The organism is Embleya scabrispora DSM 41855, from assembly GCF_000372745.1.
GTDB classification, from domain to species: Bacteria; Actinomycetota; Actinomycetes; order Streptomycetales; family Streptomycetaceae; genus Embleya; species Embleya scabrispora.
Map to the genome: position 1 here is coordinate 122,668 of NZ_KB889562.1, position 16,608 is coordinate 139,275.

At 70.2% G+C, this 16,608-nt stretch carries 19 protein-coding genes and 1 pseudogene; 10 read left to right on the plus strand and 10 right to left on the minus strand.

What is annotated here, in order from left to right:
- The first annotated feature begins 13 nt into the window (after positions 1 to 13).
- The gene (locus A3IC_RS0102510; protein WP_020548485.1) at positions 14 to 508 is read left to right on the plus strand and encodes an FBP domain-containing protein; all 495 of its coding nucleotides are present in this window, start codon (positions 14 to 16) and stop codon (positions 506 to 508) included.
- Positions 509 to 652: 144 nt separating this feature from the next.
- Positions 653 to 1,492: an SDR family oxidoreductase gene (locus A3IC_RS0102515; RefSeq protein ID WP_020548486.1), complete on the plus strand. Its 840-nt coding sequence runs from the start codon at positions 653 to 655 to the stop codon at positions 1,490 to 1,492.
- A 131-nt stretch (positions 1,493 to 1,623) separates the two neighbouring features.
- Here A3IC_RS0102515 and A3IC_RS52110 read toward each other — a convergent pair whose 3' ends face one another.
- Positions 1,624 to 2,454: a serine hydrolase gene (locus A3IC_RS52110; protein WP_106668763.1), complete on the minus strand. Its 831-nt coding sequence runs from the start codon at positions 2,452 to 2,454 to the stop codon at positions 1,624 to 1,626.
- On the opposite strand from A3IC_RS52110, the gene A3IC_RS67220 reads away from it, so the two are divergent.
- Positions 2,434 to 2,835, plus strand: a complete 402-nt coding sequence (locus A3IC_RS67220; protein WP_026217865.1) for a VOC family protein — start codon at positions 2,434 to 2,436, stop codon at positions 2,833 to 2,835. The two genes, A3IC_RS52110 and A3IC_RS67220, sit on opposite strands and share 21 nt — an antisense overlap.
- 25 nt (positions 2,836 to 2,860) lie before the next feature.
- Here the strand turns inward: A3IC_RS67220 and A3IC_RS0102530 are convergent, their stop codons facing one another.
- A complete protein-coding gene (locus A3IC_RS0102530; RefSeq protein WP_020548489.1) occupies positions 2,861 to 3,652 on the minus strand; it encodes a glutamate racemase in 792 nt (263 codons plus the stop codon).
- A 373-nt stretch (positions 3,653 to 4,025) separates the two neighbouring features.
- Here A3IC_RS0102530 and A3IC_RS0102535 point away from each other — a divergent pair, with 373 nt between their 5' ends.
- The 3 genes from A3IC_RS0102535 to A3IC_RS0102545 all read left to right on the plus strand — a co-directional run bounded on the left by A3IC_RS0102535 (position 4,026) and on the right by A3IC_RS0102545 (position 6,107).
- Entirely contained in the window at positions 4,026 to 4,823 is a 798-nt protein-coding gene (locus A3IC_RS0102535) for an arylamine N-acetyltransferase family protein (protein ID WP_020548490.1), read from the plus strand.
- 371 nt (positions 4,824 to 5,194) lie between these two features.
- Positions 5,195 to 5,800, plus strand: coding sequence for a hypothetical protein (locus A3IC_RS0102540; RefSeq protein ID WP_020548491.1), 606 nt, complete (start codon positions 5,195 to 5,197; stop codon positions 5,798 to 5,800).
- A complete protein-coding gene (locus A3IC_RS0102545) occupies positions 5,787 to 6,107 on the plus strand; it encodes a transcriptional regulator (RefSeq protein ID WP_020548492.1) in 321 nt (106 codons plus the stop codon). The genes A3IC_RS0102540 and A3IC_RS0102545 overlap by 14 nt, the downstream gene beginning before the upstream one ends.
- 46 nt (positions 6,108 to 6,153) lie before the next feature.
- Here A3IC_RS0102545 and A3IC_RS0102550 read toward each other — a convergent pair whose 3' ends face one another.
- The 4 genes from A3IC_RS0102550 to A3IC_RS52120 form a co-directional block, all read right to left on the minus strand.
- Positions 6,154 to 6,756 carry a DJ-1/PfpI family protein gene (locus tag A3IC_RS0102550; RefSeq protein WP_020548493.1) on the minus strand — a complete coding sequence of 201 codons (603 nt, stop codon included), beginning with the start codon at positions 6,754 to 6,756 and terminating at the stop codon, positions 6,154 to 6,156.
- Complete coding sequence (locus A3IC_RS0102555; protein ID WP_079026228.1) at positions 6,753 to 7,793, minus strand: GlxA family transcriptional regulator; 1,041 nt, start codon at positions 7,791 to 7,793, stop codon at positions 6,753 to 6,755. The genes A3IC_RS0102550 and A3IC_RS0102555 overlap by 4 nt, the downstream gene beginning before the upstream one ends.
- 96 nt (positions 7,794 to 7,889) lie before the next feature.
- On the minus strand, positions 7,890 to 8,288 hold the full coding sequence (locus A3IC_RS52115; RefSeq protein WP_020548495.1) for a DUF952 domain-containing protein: 399 nt from the start codon (positions 8,286 to 8,288) through the stop codon (positions 7,890 to 7,892).
- A 114-nt stretch (positions 8,289 to 8,402) separates the two neighbouring features.
- Positions 8,403 to 8,828, minus strand: a complete 426-nt coding sequence (locus A3IC_RS52120; RefSeq protein WP_158695779.1) for a DUF4440 domain-containing protein — start codon at positions 8,826 to 8,828, stop codon at positions 8,403 to 8,405.
- A 219-nt stretch (positions 8,829 to 9,047) separates the two neighbouring features.
- Between A3IC_RS52120 and A3IC_RS0102570 the strand changes: the two genes are divergently transcribed.
- Positions 9,048 to 9,320: a GntR family transcriptional regulator gene (locus tag A3IC_RS0102570; protein ID WP_020548497.1), complete on the plus strand. Its 273-nt coding sequence runs from the start codon at positions 9,048 to 9,050 to the stop codon at positions 9,318 to 9,320.
- Positions 9,321 to 9,392: 72 nt separating this feature from the next.
- Here the strand turns inward: A3IC_RS0102570 and A3IC_RS52125 are convergent, their stop codons facing one another.
- From A3IC_RS52125 to A3IC_RS0102590, 3 genes are all read right to left on the minus strand, one after another.
- Positions 9,393 to 10,490 carry a methyltransferase domain-containing protein gene (locus A3IC_RS52125; RefSeq protein WP_020548498.1) on the minus strand — a complete coding sequence of 366 codons (1,098 nt, stop codon included), beginning with the start codon at positions 10,488 to 10,490 and terminating at the stop codon, positions 9,393 to 9,395.
- Positions 10,491 to 11,181: 691 nt separating this feature from the next.
- Positions 11,182 to 12,312, minus strand: a complete 1,131-nt coding sequence (locus A3IC_RS0102585) for a methyltransferase domain-containing protein (RefSeq protein ID WP_020548500.1) — start codon at positions 12,310 to 12,312, stop codon at positions 11,182 to 11,184.
- 11 nt (positions 12,313 to 12,323) lie between these two features.
- Positions 12,324 to 13,178 carry a radical SAM/SPASM domain-containing protein gene (locus A3IC_RS0102590; protein ID WP_026217806.1) on the minus strand — a complete coding sequence of 285 codons (855 nt, stop codon included), beginning with the start codon at positions 13,176 to 13,178 and terminating at the stop codon, positions 12,324 to 12,326.
- 667 nt (positions 13,179 to 13,845) lie between these two features.
- Between A3IC_RS0102590 and A3IC_RS73325 the strand changes: the two are divergent.
- From A3IC_RS73325 to A3IC_RS64155, 3 genes and pseudogenes are all read left to right on the plus strand, one after another.
- A pseudogene (locus A3IC_RS73325) lies at positions 13,846 to 14,370 on the plus strand (helix-turn-helix domain-containing protein); the annotation flags it as partial.
- Positions 14,285 to 14,641, plus strand: a complete 357-nt coding sequence (locus A3IC_RS73330) for a Scr1 family TA system antitoxin-like transcriptional regulator (protein ID WP_425387297.1) — start codon at positions 14,285 to 14,287, stop codon at positions 14,639 to 14,641. The pseudogene A3IC_RS73325 and the gene A3IC_RS73330, both read left to right, overlap by 86 nt.
- Positions 14,638 to 14,835 carry a DUF397 domain-containing protein gene (locus A3IC_RS64155; RefSeq protein ID WP_079026207.1) on the plus strand — a complete coding sequence of 66 codons (198 nt, stop codon included), beginning with the start codon at positions 14,638 to 14,640 and terminating at the stop codon, positions 14,833 to 14,835. Before A3IC_RS73330 ends, A3IC_RS64155 begins: the two co-directional genes overlap by 4 nt.
- Here A3IC_RS64155 and A3IC_RS52135 read toward each other — a convergent pair.
- Positions 14,775 to 16,271 carry a recombinase family protein gene (locus A3IC_RS52135; RefSeq protein WP_020548502.1) on the minus strand — a complete coding sequence of 499 codons (1,497 nt, stop codon included), beginning with the start codon at positions 16,269 to 16,271 and terminating at the stop codon, positions 14,775 to 14,777. The genes A3IC_RS64155 and A3IC_RS52135 overlap by 61 nt on opposite strands.
- Between the last annotated feature and the right edge of the window lie 337 nt (positions 16,272 to 16,608).

The window sequence follows — 16,608 nt, forward strand, 5'->3', positions numbered from 1 at the left end:
TAGTTTCCGCCGCATGAACCCACTCACCGAGCAGGACATCCGTACGTCGTTCGTCAACTGTTCCAAGGGTGCGGCCCAGCGCCTGCCCATGCCCCGTGACCTGGCCGAACGGCCGTGGGCCGACCTGGATTTCCTGGGTTGGGGCGATCCGGGGGCACCCGATCGCACCTATCTGGTCACCGAATACCTGGGTGACCTCGTCGGCATCGCCCTGCGCTTTCCCGCCCAGCAGCGAGGCTACCTGCACCGCAGCATGTGCTCGCTGTGCCTGACCACGCACCCGGGCCGCGGCGTCTCGCTGATGACCGCGCCCAAGACCGGCCGGGCCGGTCGGGACGGCAATTCGTTCGGCATGTACATCTGCACCGACCTCGCGTGCTCGCTGTACGTACGCGGCCTGAAGACCCCGGCTCCCGGCGGGCGCTTCGAGGAGTCGCTGCCCCTGGCCGAACAGATCGAGCGCACCCGGGCCAACCTGTCGGCGTTCCTGGCCAACGTCATCGAGTAGACAGCGGCCCCGCACCCGGGCCCACCTCGTTGTTTCGGCCGGGCCCGGGCCCGGCCGAAACGGCTTGACCTCACGCGAGGTCAAGGTTGCAGGATCATCCCGACGAGGCGGGACCCTCCGCCTTCGAAACACGAGGGATTGCACATGATTCTGGTGACCGGGGCAACCGGAAACGTCGGCCGGCAGGTGGTCGACCGGCTACTGGCCGCAGGAGTCGAGGTGCGGGCCCTGGCGCGTCGTCCCGAGGCGGCCGGGTTGCCCGCCGAGGTCGAGGTGGTGGGCGGCGACCTGGCCGAGCCGGACAGCCTCACGGCGGCTCTGACCGGGGTCGACGCGGTGTTCCTGGTCTGGCCCTTCCTCACCACCGAGGGCGCGCCCGGCGTGCTGGACGCGGTGACCGCGCACACCGGCCGCGTCGTCTACCTCTCCTCCTCTCGCGTGCGCGACGACGCCGACCGCCAGGCCGATCCGATCGGCGGACTGCACGCCGAGATGGAACGCGTGATCACGAAGTCGACCGCCGCGTGGACCTTCCTCCGGGCGGACACCATCGCGAGCAACGCCCTCGGATGGGCCGGGCAGATCCGTGCCTCGGGCGTCGTCCGCGGCCCGGATCTGCCTGCCAAACCGGTCGTGCACGAACGCGACGTCGCCGCCTCGGCGGTCCGCGTGCTCACCGAGGACGGCCACGCGGGCGTCGGCTACGTGCTGACCGGCCCCGAGGTGGTGAGCCGAGCCGACCAGGTCGCGCTGATCGGCGCCGCGATCGACCGCCCGCTGCGCTTCGAGCCGATCCCGCCGGCCGCCGCGAGGGCGCAGATGCTCGCCGACGGCCGCCCGCCGGCCCTCGTCGACGCGCTCCTCGCCGGCGCCGACACGCCCCCCGAACCGCCGCTGATCACCACCACGGTCCGGGACCTGACCGGCACCCCGGCCCGCACCTTCGAGGACTGGGCGCGGGACCACCGCTCCGACTTCGCCTGACCCCGCGCCGCCCGGCCCGTCCCCTCGGCCTTGACACTCCGTCCCTGCCCGGACCCCCGGCAGGGACCCGGGCGGGGTACGGCACCGCGCGGTCGATCCGTCTCGCGGCGGCCGCGCGGGAACCGTCCGGGTCAGCCGCCGATCGCTCGGAAGACCGCCGCCGGCCGGGTGTTCTCCGGGGCCGCGCCGCCGTGGCCGAACGCGTCGTCGCCCAAGAACGCGTGGCGCAGGCCCAATGCCTCGAAGCCCAGCGCGAAGTGGTCGTGCTCGCCGGTGACCAGATCGGTGCCACCCCGGTGCACGCGCCCGAACTCGGCGATGCTGTCCGGCTGGAGCAGCGCCGGGCGACCGTCGAGCCCGGAGATCGCGGCCGCGTACATCCCGGCCGGACCGCGTGCGTTGCCGACGCCACCCGAGGAGGCCGGACCCAGCGCGCGCACCTCGCGCGTGTTGGCGAATTCGACCAGGCCGGTGGCAGGTTCGGCGTTGAGGTTGAAGGCGACGCCGGCGCGGCCGAACCGGTCCGGCGCGTTGGCGGCCATCCGGGCCTGCTGCTGCGGGGTGGGCCGCATCGGCAGCATGTCGGGCGTTCGGGCTTCCAGTCCGACGGGCAGGCCGAGGTACATGTCCAGGTCGTGGGGTGCGCGCACGCGCTCCTCGTAGATCTCCTGGAGCGAACGCCCGGTGGCCCGCCGCACCACCTCGCCGGTGAGCGCGCCGATCACGAAGGCGTGGTAGCCGTACGCCGTGCCCGGCTCCCGGAACGGCCGGTGGTCGGCCAGGCGCGCGGCGAGCAGCCGGTCGTGGGCCGGTTCCGCGAGGGTGAACCCGCCGTCCACCCCGACCGCTCCGGAGCGGTGGGCGAGCAGCTCGCGCAGGGTGAGTTCGCCCTTGCCGTGCGCGGCGAACTCCGCCGGCGGCCACCCGCTAACCTCACCCGCATGATCAGCACCGACACGCACGTACGAATCGCCCGCCCCTCGCGTGACCTGGCCGCCGCCGAACGCTTCTACGTCGAGGGCCTGGGCCTGGAGGTCCTGTGGCGCACCACCGAGCGTGTCTCGGGCGAGTGGGACCTGGTCATGGTCGGCGTCCCGGGCGGCAACTGGCACTTCGAGCTGACCAACGACCCGGAGAACCCGCTGCCGCCCACGCCGACGGTCGAGGACCTGTTCGTGCTCTACCTGGGCGAGCCGATCGACCCCGCACTGATCGACCGCCTGATCGCGACCGGCGGCACCCGGACCACCGCGCACAATCCGTACTGGGACAAGTACGGCGTCACCGTCGTCGACCCCGACGGCTACCACCTGGTGCTGTGCACCCGGACCTGGAACGCGTAGTGCGGGTCGTCGGATCCGCGTCGGCTCAGGCCGGCTGGGGACGGGCGGGCGCCGGCCGGCCGCCGGCGGCGAGCGCGCGGCCGAGCGGGTAGGCCAGCGCGTTCGGCGGCAGCGTGCCGGGGCGTCCGCTGAGGGTGACCTCGATCGTGCCGGGCTCCGCGTCCGGGTCCTCGGTCAGGCCCAGCCGGCGCAGCGTCTGGCGGGCGACCGCCTCGGCACTGTCGTACAGCCCCACGCCGGCGGGCAGCGCGGCGGCGATCCGGTCGGCGACGAGCGGGTAGTGCGTACATCCCAGAACCACGCCGGCGCAGTGCGCGGGGGTACGTCGGGCGGCGTCGGCGATGGCGGCCCCGACGGCCGGTTCATCGGCTCGGTCGATCGCCTCGGCCAGACCGGGGCAGGCCACCCGCTCCACGGTGTGGCCCGCGGCGAACTCCTCGATCAGGCGGGCCTGATACGCACTCGCGGTGGTGGCGACGGTGGCCCACACCGCGAACGGGGCGCCGGAGCCGGCCGCGGGCTTGATCGCCGGCACGGTGCCCACCACCGGTACGGCGGGCTCGCAGCGCGCGCGCAGCGTGTCCAGGGCGGTGACGGTGGCGGTGTTGCACGGCACCACGATGCCCTCGGCGCCGCGCTCGGCGGCCAGGTCCGCGGCGGCCAGCACCCGTCGGGTGATCGTCGCCTCGCCGCGGTCGCCCCACGGCATGTGGTCGGGGTCCATGCACAGCAGCAGGTCGAGGTCGGGCCGCAACCGTCGCAGCCACCCCGCCGTCGGCAACAGTCCCGTCCCGGAATCGATCAACGCCACAAGCATGCCGTCCAACCTAGCCGCCCCGACTCGCGCCCTCGACAACGGGCGCGATCGTGGGCGTGGTGCCGCTCGGCCGACCGGCCCGACACGATCGACGTCGGTCCGACGGGTCCGGCCCGGCCCGATCCCACGACCGACATCCGCCCCATCGAGGCCGAGAGGCGGGGTGGGTGTCGGTATCGCCTCGTGATGAGCGAGGTCGCAGGCATCGGCATGATGAGGGCCGCCGGGTCGTCCGGCCTCACGCACCACACATCGCACGCAGCACGCAGCACGCAGCACGCAGCACGCAGCACGCAGCACGCAGCACCATCGAACACCACACACCCGCCCGCCGCGCGCACCCCGCGTCGCGCGCTCACAGCACGGAGACCCGGTGGACCACGACCGCGCCGACACCTACCTCGCCCTTCTCGACGCCGCCCGCCCCGTGCGTCCGGACGCCGCGGCCCTGGCCGACCTTCAGTGGCGGCATCTACTCGCGGTGCCGTTCGAGAACCTCGACATCCACCTCGGCCGGCCCGTCGAACTCACCGAAGAGGCGCTCCTGGCCAAGATCCTGGACCGGCGCCGCGGCGGCTTCTGCTACGAACTCGGCGGCGCGTTCGCCGCGCTGCTGCGCGCCCTCGACTACCGGGTAACCCTGCTCGCCGCGCGCACGTACGACGATCAGGGCCGTCCGGGCATCCCGTTCGACCATCTCGCGCTGCGCGTGGACCTGGACCGACCGTGGCTCGTCGACGTCGGCTTCGGTCGGTTCGCCCACCACCCGATACGCCTGGATCTGCGTACCGACCAGCGCGATCCGGGCGGGGAGTTCCGCATCGTCGAAGGCGAGTACGGCGAACTCGACGTCCTGCACGAGGGCCAACCCCAGTACCGACTGGAGCCGCGACCCCGCGATCTACGCGACTTCGTGGCCGGCTGCTGGTGGCATCAGACCTCGCCCACGTCGCACTTCACCCGTGCCCCCCTGTGCTCGCGCCCGACCCCCGACGGCCGCATCACCATCAGCGACCGCACCGTCGTCCGCACCACCGGCACCGACCGCCACGAGGAACACCTCACCGACGACGCCGCCGTCCTGGCCGCCTACCAAGACCACTTCGGCATCACCCTCCCTCACCCCCCAACCCGCCCCACCCCCACCGGTATCCCAATCACCACCCCCTGACCACCCCGCTCCCGGCCCACGCCCGCAACCCGGTAGTGGCGGGATGGGGGCGGGGCGGCCGGTCGAACCATTCCGCCAAGCGCCAAAAACCGGACCCGAGCCGACCCGGCTCGGCCCCTCCTCGATCGCGCCCCGGCCCGGCCGTCATCGTCGCCCACGCCGGCACGAGCACTGTCGCCCTCGCGGCCCCGCCCCACCCCCTGCGCCCTCGGACACTCGCGCGCCCGATCACCCCGCGCCCAGCCCCCTCCCGCACCCCCACCGGCTCAGCCGACCACACTCCCGCACCAAGTTTGTACCGCAAACCTGTTTGCAACTCGCCCAGCGAGCCGTAGAGTTTGTGGCACAAACCAGTTTGGGGAGGAATTGCGATGGATCGTAAGAGCCTCGAATCGGCGGCGGCGGACTACTCCTATCTCCGGGGGCTGCTTTCGATCCCGGCCGGCGTCCTGTTCCTCGTCTCCGGGGTGACGAACCTGGGGTGGGGGCCACTGGACCGCCCCTGGGCCGCCTGGGCCGCCGGAGCGCTGATGGGCGCGGCCGGGGCGCTCTACCTGTGGCTGACCCGCTACTACGCCGAGAACTACGGTCGGGTCACCCCGTCGGGCCGAGCCCGCGCCCGTGCCGCGATCGTCACCGCCGGAGGTGCGGCCCTGGTGGCCGGCGCGGTGAGCCTGGACTGGCGTGTCGCTCTGCCGCTCAGCACCACCACCGCCGCGTTCGCAGCGGTGATGTACGTCTCCTACGCCGTCGGCATGCGGCCGAGGCCACACCATGTGGCCGTCTGGGGCACGCTCGCGGCGGCCGGCCTGTTGCCGATCTGGGGGGATGTGGGGGCTGCGGGCAGGATCAATGGAGGTCTTATGCTCGTCGGCGTGGCAACGATAGTGACGGGGGTGCTCGATCATGCGGCGCTCCGGCGCGCCTTCGGTCCCGCCCAGGGACCGGACCTCGGCGGCAGCGATGTCGGCGCCTAGCGACGGGCCGATCCTCGATCGGCTGATCCACGAGCCGGGCCGACTGGCCATCATGACGGTGTTGTCCACCGTGGAGTCCGCCGACTTCGTGTTCCTCCAGCGCGCGACGGGACTGACCAAGGGCAACCTCTCCAGCCATCTGACCCGGCTCGCCGAGGCCGAACTGGTCACAATCGAGAAGCGGTTCGTTCACCGGAAGCCCAACACGAACGTCGCCCTGACCGCGACCGGCCGCCTGCGCATCGCCCAGCACTGGGACCGGTTGGACAGCCTGCGCAATTTCTCGACGCAGTCCCCTTCGGAGTAGCCCGACTTCGGCACACACCGGACGTCGGCCGACACTCCCGCCCCGGTCACGCCGCAGGAGCGTCCGCCAGGTACGGGGGAGCCGGCTCGTACTGGATGTAGCGACGTACCGCGCGGGCGTGTTCGACTCCGTGCAGGCGCCCGACCAGCCACAGCGCCATATCGATGCCGGCGGACACCCCCTGGCTGGTGACCAGGTTGCCGTCCACGACGTAGCGGGCGTCGCGGACCACGGTGATGTCACCGCGTGCCGCGAGGGCGTCCTCGAACGCGTGGTGGGTGGCCACGCGGCGCCCCCGCGCGGGGCCGGCCTCGTGCAGCAGCAGCGCGCCGGTACACACGCTGGTCACCCACGCGGCGTCCCTCGCGGTACGCGCGATCCATCCGATCAACGCCTCATGGCCCACCTCGGTCCGAGTCCCGATGCCGCCCGGTACCAACAGCACGTCCAAGCGCGGGTGTTCGGCGAAGGTGTGCTCGGGTATCAAGCGCAACCCCTTGGCGCAGCGCACCGGTTCGCCGCCGGCCGCAATCGTGGTGACGGTGTCCACGCCCTCGCGCAACATCGCGGACGCGGTGAACACCTCCCAGGGCCCGACCAGGTCCAACTCTTCGAGTCCGTCGAACATCAGCAGCCCGTAAATGGTCACAACGTCTCCTTCATCGACACAGACGACTCGGCCGACACGACCGAACCCGCCAAATTCACCGAGTCCTCCGGCCGCCGCGAAGCCGCCGGTCCCGTGGACCGAAATCGTTCCCGATAGTCACTGGGCGTCACCCCCAGGTGCCGATGGAACGTCCGCCGCAGCGTCTCGCCCGTACCGAATCCGCACCGGCGCGCAATCGCCTCGACCGGATCCGCGCTCTCGGCCAACGCCCGGCCGGCCGCCTCGACCCGCACCCGTTCCACGTAGCCGGCCGGGCCCACGCCCATCTCGGCGGTGAACCGGCGTTGGAAGTGCCGCTCGCTCATCCCGGCGCATCGGGCCAGGTCCGCCACCGAATGCCGCGCGCCCGGATCGGCCGACACCGCGTCCACCACACCGCGCAACGGATCGCCCACCTGACGGGTCCCCCACAGCGGCACGCCGAACTGGCTCTGGCCACCCGGTCGACGCAGGAACAACACCAGCTCGCGGGCCACTTCCAAAGCCACCTCACGGCCCGCGTCGTCCTCGACCAGAGCCAGCGCCAGGTCCATCCCGGCACTCACTCCCGCCGACGTCCACAGCCGCCCGTCCCGGACGAAGATCGGATCCACGTCCACGAGCGCACCCGGGTATTCCCGCTCCAACTGCGCGGCGCGGCGCCAATGCGTGGTCACCCGGCGCCCCTCCAGCAACCCGGCGGCGCCCAACAGGAACACTCCGCTGCACACCGACGCGACCCGCCGCGCGGAGGCGGCCGTCGCCGCCACCCAGGCCACCAACTCGCGGTCGGCGCAGGCGGCGTCCACGCCGGCCCCGCCGACCACGACGAGCGTGTCCACCGTGTCCGGGGCCACGTCCGCGATCCCGACTCCGGCGGACACCGGCAACGCGCTGTGCGAGTTCACCATCCCGGCCCGCCGCGCCAGCACCGAACACCGATACCCGCCGGCGTTGGCGAACACCTCGTAGGGACCGACCAGGTCCAGCGACTGGAACCCGTCGAATACGACGAAAACGACCTCGCGCTCTGTCACCCCTCCAGCGTCGCGCACGCCGACCATGGCGTCCACGACACGTACCCCACGGATTACGCCATCAGTCGATCGCGCCCCGGCAGCCGTCACCCATGGTCACTCCGCCGTGTCAGTGCCCACGTGTCCACGCGCCCGCAAAACCCGCCGGACCGCCTCGGCGACCCTCTCGCCGTCGGGAGTCTCGGGCAGTTCCAGCGGCTCGGCCCAGAGCACCGCGGCCGGTTCCACCGCGCCGTACACATGTGGGAACAGGTCCCCGCCCCGCGACGGCTCCCAGCGCAGCGATGGCCCCAACGCGCCCGGATCAACCGCGACCAGGGTCAACGCGGCACGGCCGGCGAAGTGGCGGCGCGCCGTCTCGGCCACCTGCGCTCCCGTGGACAGGTGCACATACCCGTCGACCAGGTCGATTCCGGCACCTTCGAACGATCCGCGCCGCATCGCGGTCGCCCATTCGTCGGTGCCCACCAGCTTGTAGACGGTCTCGTCGCTCATCCCTCGACCCTAAGACCCGTGAAAAGTCCCACACGCAACCCGCCGTCACCCGCCACCGCGCGCCCTCCACCCGAGTGACCCGCGCCTCCCACGCCACCGGGCCCCGCCCCGCCCTCAGGAGCGTTCGACCCACGTCTCGTGCAGATGCCGCCACCGCAACCCGTGCACCGCCGAAGCGTCCCGCGCGAACACCACCGTCACAGCCCGCACATCCCCGCCACCATCCGCACGCACCTGCACCTCGCGGTACGACGCCACCACGAACTCGCTCGCCGAGGCCACCACACGCACGTCCTCGATACCGATCCGCAGCCCCGGCACCACACCCCGGGCCCCATCGACCATCGCAAGCACCTCCGCCCGCGACAGCGTGCCGCCGCCGGGCTCGACCAGCGTGAAGCCAGGCGCGTGCGCGTGCGCGAACTCGGCCGGATCCCCGCCGGTACCGCTGAGCAGGCCCTCGATCAGCTCATGCAGCCGGACGATCTCCGCCCGACACGCAACCGCATCGTCCCCCGCCGCCGCACTCGACTCCGTCACCGACATCCCACTCCCCTGTCGACCCACCGAGCGGGGCACCAGCGCCCCGGCGATCAACCGTAGCCGCAGCCGTCCCGCAGCCGGTCCACCGGCAATCGCGGTCTGCGGCTGAAGCACCGGGTCGCCCCGGCGCGACCCGGTAGCCGAGTACGACAGTGCCGTCCTCGGGAATGCGCTGTTCGCCCGAACGGGAGTCGGCGGCAGCTCGTCGACCAGGGCATGACCGCCCCGGACGCATACTACGAAGCACCCGACCCGCCGTACCGGCAGATCGCGGCCGACCTTGTCCGCGATATCGAGTCGGGCGCGTTGCCCGTGGGCAAGCGGGTTCCGTCCGAGTCGACGCTGATCGAGACCTACGGAGTGGCCCGGGAGACAGCTCGGCGAGCGGTCCGATACCTGCGGGAACAGGGGTACGTGCGTACGGTGCCCCAGCGAGGCACGTACGTTGTGAGCCGCGACCAGGGCGCTGAGGTCGACACGTCGGAGTGATCGGCGGGGCGAGTGCCAGGCACAGGGCGAACAGCCCCGACCCCTGATGGGCGGGCCGGGGCTGACACGGTGCTAGGCGACGGACGCCGGTCCGACGTCCACCCGCCCGTTCGGCCCGTTGACCCATGTCCGTTGCCCGTCCGGGGTCACGGTGACGCCGTGCTGTTCGCGCGCGGGTTCGCCCTGGGCACGCCACGCGTCGTAGGCGGCTTCGATCTCCGCCCACAGATCACGTGGTCCGGACTCGTTCACCTCGAACTTGTCGGCCCCGGGCACGTAGTCGACCGATGCCCACGACAAGCCGTCACTCAGCCATTGCGTGTACTCGTCCGCAGCGTCACCGCGCCCGAAGTACACGCGTTGCTCGACATCCGGCAGGCGCAGCCCGATTGCGAACTCGGCGTGTTCTTCCCGCACGGGTCGCGGGTCGGTCGTGGTGTGTCGCACCCTGTCCGGCGCCGGGTCCGGGATGACGTCGCCCACGAACTCGCGGGTGTCGAACCTCCGACGTTGCGACCGTGCCCACATGAAGTTCACGCTGCCCACGAACGGACCGCTCGCCGTGCCGTCGCTGTTGACGACAAGACGTAGAAGCCCGCTGTTGTGGAACGCGGTTCCCCAGGGCGTGAGGATCACACCGCCGGGCTTCACTTGCTCTGGCCACTCGTACGGCACGTGCTGAACCGCCATGGTCGCGATGAGGCGGTCGTACGGTGCGCCGTCCGGGTACCCCCGCAATCCGTCGCCCACGACAACGAACGGCGCGGCGCGGCAAGCGATCAGGTTCTCTTTGGCTTGTGCCGCCAGGGCCGGGTCCACCTCGATCGTGATCACCTCGCCATCGGTCAGCGCGGTGGCCAACAGCGCGGCGTTCCATCCAGTGCCGGTCCCGACTTCAAGGACTCGGTGATCCGGGCGGATGTCGAGCTGATCGAGCATGAGCCGAACCAGGGACGGCATCGACGCGGACGACGACGGGAACAGACCGCCCCCTTCCGCTCCGTCGTCCATTTGGGTGACGAGAGGGGTATCCGTCGCTACGGCTTCCGCCCACGCGTCCGGGTCCTTGTCGCGGTTGATCGGGTCGTCGTCGTCCGCCCACACCACGGCGGGAATGTACGAGCGACGGGGCGTGTCCGCGAACACGCGATCCCAATTGACCGCCGTCACTTGTCCTTGTCCGGCTTGGGCTGGGGTACTTGGCCGTCCCGCTCCCGGATGGGGGTCTTGCTGTCGCCGTCGTCGCCGGGCTTGTTGTGCTGTCCCATCGCCGTACCTCCCGAGTTGTCGAGTCGGTATCCATCGTGCGTTCGTTCGTCCGGCGTGCGGTCCCGAACCCCCATATGGGGTATCGGCTTCCGCTTCGAGCCGGACGGGGCAAGGGGCGTTCGACCAACTGTGAACGGGGGTTGCCGACTTGCCCCTTGCCCCCTTCCGCGCACGGATCGGCCGTATCCGGGTCAGGTGCCGTCCCGTGGGGCGGACACCCGTCTTGTGGGCCCCGGGTCCGGGGCGGCGGTCGGACGTCTCTGTCGGAAGCGTGTGCGCACGTCTACCGTGATCTACATGACGGAGGCGAACAGCACACTTCGCGCGGTCCGCATGGGGCGGCTTCCGAGTCAGGACGACATGGCCCGAGCCGTTCGCAACGCCGGCGAACGGTCGGGGGAACCCAACGGGGCTCACGATTGCGAACGGGTCGGATAAACCCATTGGTCGCTATGCGACGTTCCAGCCGGGCGACTACACGGGCCAAGTGGCCATGATCTTCGATGCCGTTCCCCCGGTGTAGCCGCGCCGTCCAGTCTTCTGAAGCCCCGCCCGGCCGCGTTGAGGTCACGGACGGGCGGGGCAGCTCGGGTTAGTCGATGGTGCCGGTCCATCCGCCGCGCTTCAGGTGGCAGACGCCGTCGGGGGTGATCCGGACGTGCGCGCCGTAGAGCGGCAACCGACCCTCCACGTTCAGCCGTAGTCGGATACGTTCGAGCAGCTTCCAGAGTCGGCGGGGTCCGCCTTCGTGAACGATGGGTGCCGCAAACCGATGGGCGGTTGCCCTCGCCCACGATCCATCCGGGTGGACGAGTACCGCGGAGCGCGTGTCACCTTCATGCCGGTAGTCGAGTTCCACGCCGGGCACTTCGACTTCAAGCATCGACCGGACTTCCCACGCTTCGGCAATATCCATCACCGGGAAACGACCCGCTGTGACGTGCAATCCACCCGCTACCCACGCGAGCGTCACCAGGTCGGCGAGTCCCGGCGGGTAGTCGTCGCCGTGCCGAGTCGGCATGAAGCCGGCCCAGTCGCGTTCGATGCGGCCGATCGCCCCGCCGTCCGGGTCCTTCCATGCGGTCAGAATCAGTGACGTGTTCGCAATCGTGGTCACGAGTCGTCCGCCGGGGCGCAGTGCGGCGAGCCACGATGCGGGAACGGGGCGAACGGCGACGGTCGCAATGATTCTGTCGTACGTGCCCGGAAGGGGTCCGGTCGCATCGACTGTTTCGAACGTCGGGTGCATGTCCATCGCTGCGAGTCGTTCGCGCGCGACTTCGGTCAGATAGGGGTCGACGTCGACACTCGTCACGTGCTCGGCGCCGAGTCGACGGCAGGCATAGGCCGTGAGTCCCCCGGCCCCGGTCCCGACGTCCAAGAGGTCGACCCCCGCGGTCAACCGCCCATGGCGAAGCATTTGCACCACCAAACCGGGCATTGTCGCCGAGGACGTCGCACGACCAATCGGGCGGTCGTCCGGCGCGGCGTGGTCGGCGTGCAAGGGACCGACCCGGGTTACCAACGACGTGTCGCTGTACGCGGCCGTTGCCCACGCTTCCGGATCCGCCGCACCGTCGCGCACCTGCCAGCCCGAGTCGGCCCGTTCCCACCACTTCGGTACGAGTGCATGCCGGGCGGTGTGTGCGACAGGCTCGCGCCACCGTGACACGGGATCCGTGATGTCCTCGGCGAGTCGGGCGGCATGTCTTTCCCAGTCCATGACCGGCCTTTCTATTCGTCGTACTTCGGGGTGCACGCTTCCTGCCGTGACGGGTCACAGTCGTTGCTGTCGTCGGGCTGACACGGCACAACCGCCCGAACGGGAATCCGCTCGACTGCCGCAAACCATTCCGGGCTGCCCACGATGTCGGCGAGCCGGTGATCCCGGACGTTGAGAACCGGCATGAACCGGCTCAGCACGCACAGGCTCAGACTGCCGTCCGGGAGCACCGCCGCGCGCCGATCACCACACCGGCCACACAGCTCGGTCACGCTGGGAGTCGCGGAGGTCTCGGCTGCCCGCCCGACCGCGCGTACTCGGTCGGTCTGAATGCGGCGCACACCCATACCGACCAGCTCGGCGCGCGCCTCCTTGATGCGCTGCCCCGGCAGGATGTCAACGATCCCCGCCCGAAGCGGAATGCCCCGGCGCACGACCTCGGCAATGTTTGCCCGAGTCCGCTGGTAACTGCCTGGCCTTGTGGTGATCGTGTCGTGCTCCGCGGGGTCGTCGCTGTAGTAGGACGTGGCGAGCGAGACCCCGGGGCGCTCGAACACCGCCCATGCGAGGGGCAGCACCTTGTACAGGTTGCTGTAGACCTCCACCTGTCGACCGAGGGAGAGCGCCAAGTCGACCAACTCGCGCCAGTGCGGGTAGGTGGTCGGCTCCCCGCCGATGAGCTGAATCCGTTCGATGCCGAGCGCCGCGGCATCCGTGATGAGCATCCGCCAATCGGCAAGTGTCATCACACCGTGCGTGCCTTGCGGGGATGACGACGAAAGGCAGTGGGTACAGGCGAGTTGACAGCCTGCCGTCACTTCGAGTTCGAGGAAGTCCAGCCCCACGGGCTTGAGTGCGGTTGTCATGTGCGTTCACGCTCCCTGTCAGGTCGCTGGATACCGGTTACTTCGGTGACCCGGTCGCACTTGGTGCACACCATCATTCGGGTCCCGCAGATGGTTGGCCCCTTCTGCACCGGCGTGCACTTCCCTGGCGAGCAGGGGGGTTTCTCGCTCAAGTGCTCATTCCTCGGGTCAGGTGGTGCCCGCCGCGCCGAGCGTCGGGGGGGGCGACCAGGTCGGCGCGGCGGGATCGGGCGCCCCGGTGTCGGGACTCGGGCAAGGGAGGCGACACCAGGACAACTACGGGAGTGCTCGCGGCGGCTCGCATGGGTCGGGGAATCGGCAGCCTGGCGAGCACTTGCACGGCGGGTTCGGGCCCATGGATCCGTCGCCGAACGGCCACGCTGCCGACGTGCCCGCGAACAGTTCGGGCGGCTTCACCATGCGGGTTCCGGCCCGGTCGACGTGGTAGACCGCAAGCCACATCCGGCCATCGGCGGCGGGAAGCTTCGGGCTTCGGTTGTCCTGCGTCGGGTCTCGCATTTCGGCTGCGCTCCTCACACTTCGCGCGCTTCACTGCTGTGTGTACACCGATCGTGACGCGGCGCCGGACCACTCGGGAGTGAGCGCCCGTCCCGAATTTTGATGGGAATGAGGTCCCGGCGTGCGATTCGAAGCGGCCCCCGATGGCGTGAAACGGTTGCATCGGTTCGGGCTTGCAATCAGGGCGCAGCGCGAGCGAAAGGGCTTGACGCTTGCCGACATGGCAGCCGCGTGCGGGTACTCGACGTCGGCATGGTCGCGGTACGAGAACGGAAGCCCGATCCCACCCGAGCTGCCCGCGAAGCTCGACGAAGTCATGGGCACACAAGGGATGTTCGCCGTGCTCTGGGACGTGATCAAAGACGAGATGTGGCCGGACCGGTATCGCGACTACATGCGGCTCGAAGACGGGGCACGGGAGATTGGCGAGTACGCCCCGTACGTCATCCCAGGACTGTTACAGACACCTGCGTACGCTCGCGCGCTGTTCGAAGCAGTGAACCCCGACGCGACACCCGAAGCCATTGAATCCATGGTTGATCTGCGCATGAGTCGACAGACTCGGTTGCGCAGCGCTGACCCGCCCTATGTCTCTGCCGTACTTGACGAAGCGGTCATCCGGCGCGAGGTGGGTGGGCCGGCCGTTCTGTGCGAACAGCTCGAAGCCCTCTTGCCCGCTGCTGGACACGTCTCGCACGCTGCTGCGAGTTGCCCCACTTGCCCGTGGTGCCCATGCAGCCCTCGGCGCCCCGCTGATCTTGCTAGGTCTGGCCGATGGTGGACAGGCCGCCTACCAAGAAGGGCTGGTGAATGGGCAACTCGTCGAAGACCCGGATGCTGTGCGAGCGCGCCGGCGGTCCTACGATCGAGTTAGTGCCGACGCGCTGACGCCGGGTGAATCGGCAGCCCTGATCACGGCGGTCATCAAGGAGTGCAAGTCATGACCCAAACCCCTCAACTCGACCAAGCTGTCTGGCGCAAGTCGAGTTACAGCAATGGGGATGGCGGCGCCTGTGTGGAGGTGGCTGACGGCTTCGCGGTCGTCCCGGTCCGTGACTCGAAGGACCCGAGCGTCGGTCACCTGACGGTCGTCCCCGCGTCTTGGTCGGCGCTGCTGTCCACGCTGCGCACGGTCTGAAGCACTCCGCGCGACCCCCGGCCATGCTCGGACCGCCGGGAGCCACCCCGCTCCGTGAACTCCCTTGCAGTGAAAGGTAGTTCGGCAACGTGAAAATGCCCCGACCCGCCGGCGGGTAGCCAACGAGTCGGGGCATTGTTACGGTATTCGGCAACGACCATGAACCAGGGTTCGGCGCGGATGAGTTCCTTGAATCGCTCGTGTGCGGCGCTCCCTTCATCGACCACCTTGTTCGCGCGCTCGCTCCACTCCTTGGGGTCGTAGCCGGGTGTGGTGATCGTGCGCCGGTACTCGATCGGTCCCACGATGCGCAGGAACTCGCGGGTCACATAGGCGTCGACCCACTCGGCGCGGACGATGGCGGGTCGGTCGCAGCGTTCGCCCCGGGCGCGGGGGTTGCAGTAGTAGATGGCGTAGGGGCGCGCGTCGTCGCCCTGGTGCCGGTACACGCGCCCGCCGCAGGCGTCGCAGTGGATCAGGCGCAACAGGAACGCGTCGGCCGAGTCCCGGCGCATGGCGCCGTTCCACTTGTGGCAGCGCTCCGTGACCGCCGCGCCGATCCGGTCGAACTCTTCGCGGGTCAGGATCGGATCCGTGGTGAACAGCACCGGAGCGCCGGCCACGTCCCGCACGGGTGTGCCCGCGTGCATTTCCCACCCGAGCAGCGTGGGGGACGTCAGGATGCCCTTGAGGGTGTTCGCGGTCCATCGGAAGCGTTCGACCACGCGCCCGTTCCTGCCGCCGGACTTCCCGCCGATCGCGCTCCCCTTCTTCTGCGATGTGTAATCGCGCCATGTCGGCTTGTTGTCGGCGTTGAGCCCGTCGGCGATGGATTGCAGCGACGCGCCGGCGAGAAGTTCCCGGATGATGCGCTCAAGCAGTTCGACACCGTACGAGTCCGGTACCGGGGTCATCCCGGCGCCGCCGTGCTCGGCAGGCATCGGTACCGACCGGTAGGCGAACGGGGCACGTCCGCCGCGCCACCGAAGCGGCATGGTCCGCATGGCTGCCCGGGCGCCGGTCACCCGGTCCGAAGTGGACTGGGACTCGACCTGAGCGGCGAACGCGAACAAGGTCAACATCAGCTCGGCGACGGGGTCGACGCTGTCGCGGAAATCGAACGTCATCGGGCCGGACCCGCCGAGTCCTTCGGCGAACACGATCACGATCCCGTGCTCGCGCGCCCACTCGGCGAGCTTGCTCATGTCCGCCATGGACCGAATGGCACGGTCGAAGCGCCAGAACACGATGGCGTCGTACTCGGCCGGCTTGCGCAGCCACTCGCCGAGGTCGGGCCGCTCGAACGGGCTGGTCTTGGACGCGCTGACGTCAAGGTCGCACGCTTCACGCCCGTCGAAGTCGATGCCGAGTGCTGCCGCCGCGCGGTCGTTGGTTTCGCGCTGCCGGTCGACCGAGGTCGTCTCGTCTGTGAGCACTGAGAGTCGGATGGCTCGCAGTCCTCGAAGGGTCGTCGTTTCCATGCCCCGTGTGGGGGTCAACGATGGCTGCGGGGCGCTGAGCAGAGGGGCGACGGACACAGAGAGGCTCCCTGAGTGGTCCGTCCAGTCGCTCTCTATCGGATCGCTCGTCCGCAAAAAAGTGGTGCCTCGCGAGCCGGCGCCGAAGGCGCCCAACAAGCAGCAACGCCGCGCTTGCGACTCTGACTGCCCGTGCTCGCCGCGTTCGCGCCTCGGCCCGCCCGTCCTCGCCGCGCCCCCGACCCGGGCCACTCAGACCTGGCCACATTCGCGACTCCGGCCCTCCGTGCCGCCC

Coding starts and splice junctions, on each gene's coding strand:
- A3IC_RS0102515 (WP_020548486.1), top strand. CDS start 653: ATGATTCTGGTGACCGGGGCAACCGGAAACGTCGGCCGGCAGGTGGTC.
- A3IC_RS0102570 (WP_020548497.1), top strand. CDS start 9,048: ATGACCGCCCCGGACGCATACTACGAAGCACCCGACCCGCCGTACCGG.
- A3IC_RS64155 (WP_079026207.1), top strand. CDS start 14,638: ATGACCCAAACCCCTCAACTCGACCAAGCTGTCTGGCGCAAGTCGAGT.
- A3IC_RS67220 (WP_026217865.1), top strand. CDS start 2,434: ATGATCAGCACCGACACGCACGTACGAATCGCCCGCCCCTCGCGTGAC.
- A3IC_RS0102585 (WP_020548500.1), bottom strand. CDS start 12,312: ATGGACTGGGAAAGACATGCCGCCCGACTCGCCGAGGACATCACGGAT.
- A3IC_RS73330 (WP_425387297.1), top strand. CDS start 14,285: ATGTCTCTGCCGTACTTGACGAAGCGGTCATCCGGCGCGAGGTGGGTG.
- A3IC_RS0102540 (WP_020548491.1), top strand. CDS start 5,195: ATGGATCGTAAGAGCCTCGAATCGGCGGCGGCGGACTACTCCTATCTC.
- A3IC_RS0102545 (WP_020548492.1), top strand. CDS start 5,787: ATGTCGGCGCCTAGCGACGGGCCGATCCTCGATCGGCTGATCCACGAG.
- A3IC_RS52115 (WP_020548495.1), bottom strand. CDS start 8,288: ATGAGCGACGAGACCGTCTACAAGCTGGTGGGCACCGACGAATGGGCG.
- A3IC_RS0102530 (WP_020548489.1), bottom strand. CDS start 3,652: ATGCTTGTGGCGTTGATCGATTCCGGGACGGGACTGTTGCCGACGGCG.
- A3IC_RS0102510 (WP_020548485.1), top strand. CDS start 14: ATGAACCCACTCACCGAGCAGGACATCCGTACGTCGTTCGTCAACTGT.
- A3IC_RS0102590 (WP_026217806.1), bottom strand. CDS start 13,178: ATGACAACCGCACTCAAGCCCGTGGGGCTGGACTTCCTCGAACTCGAA.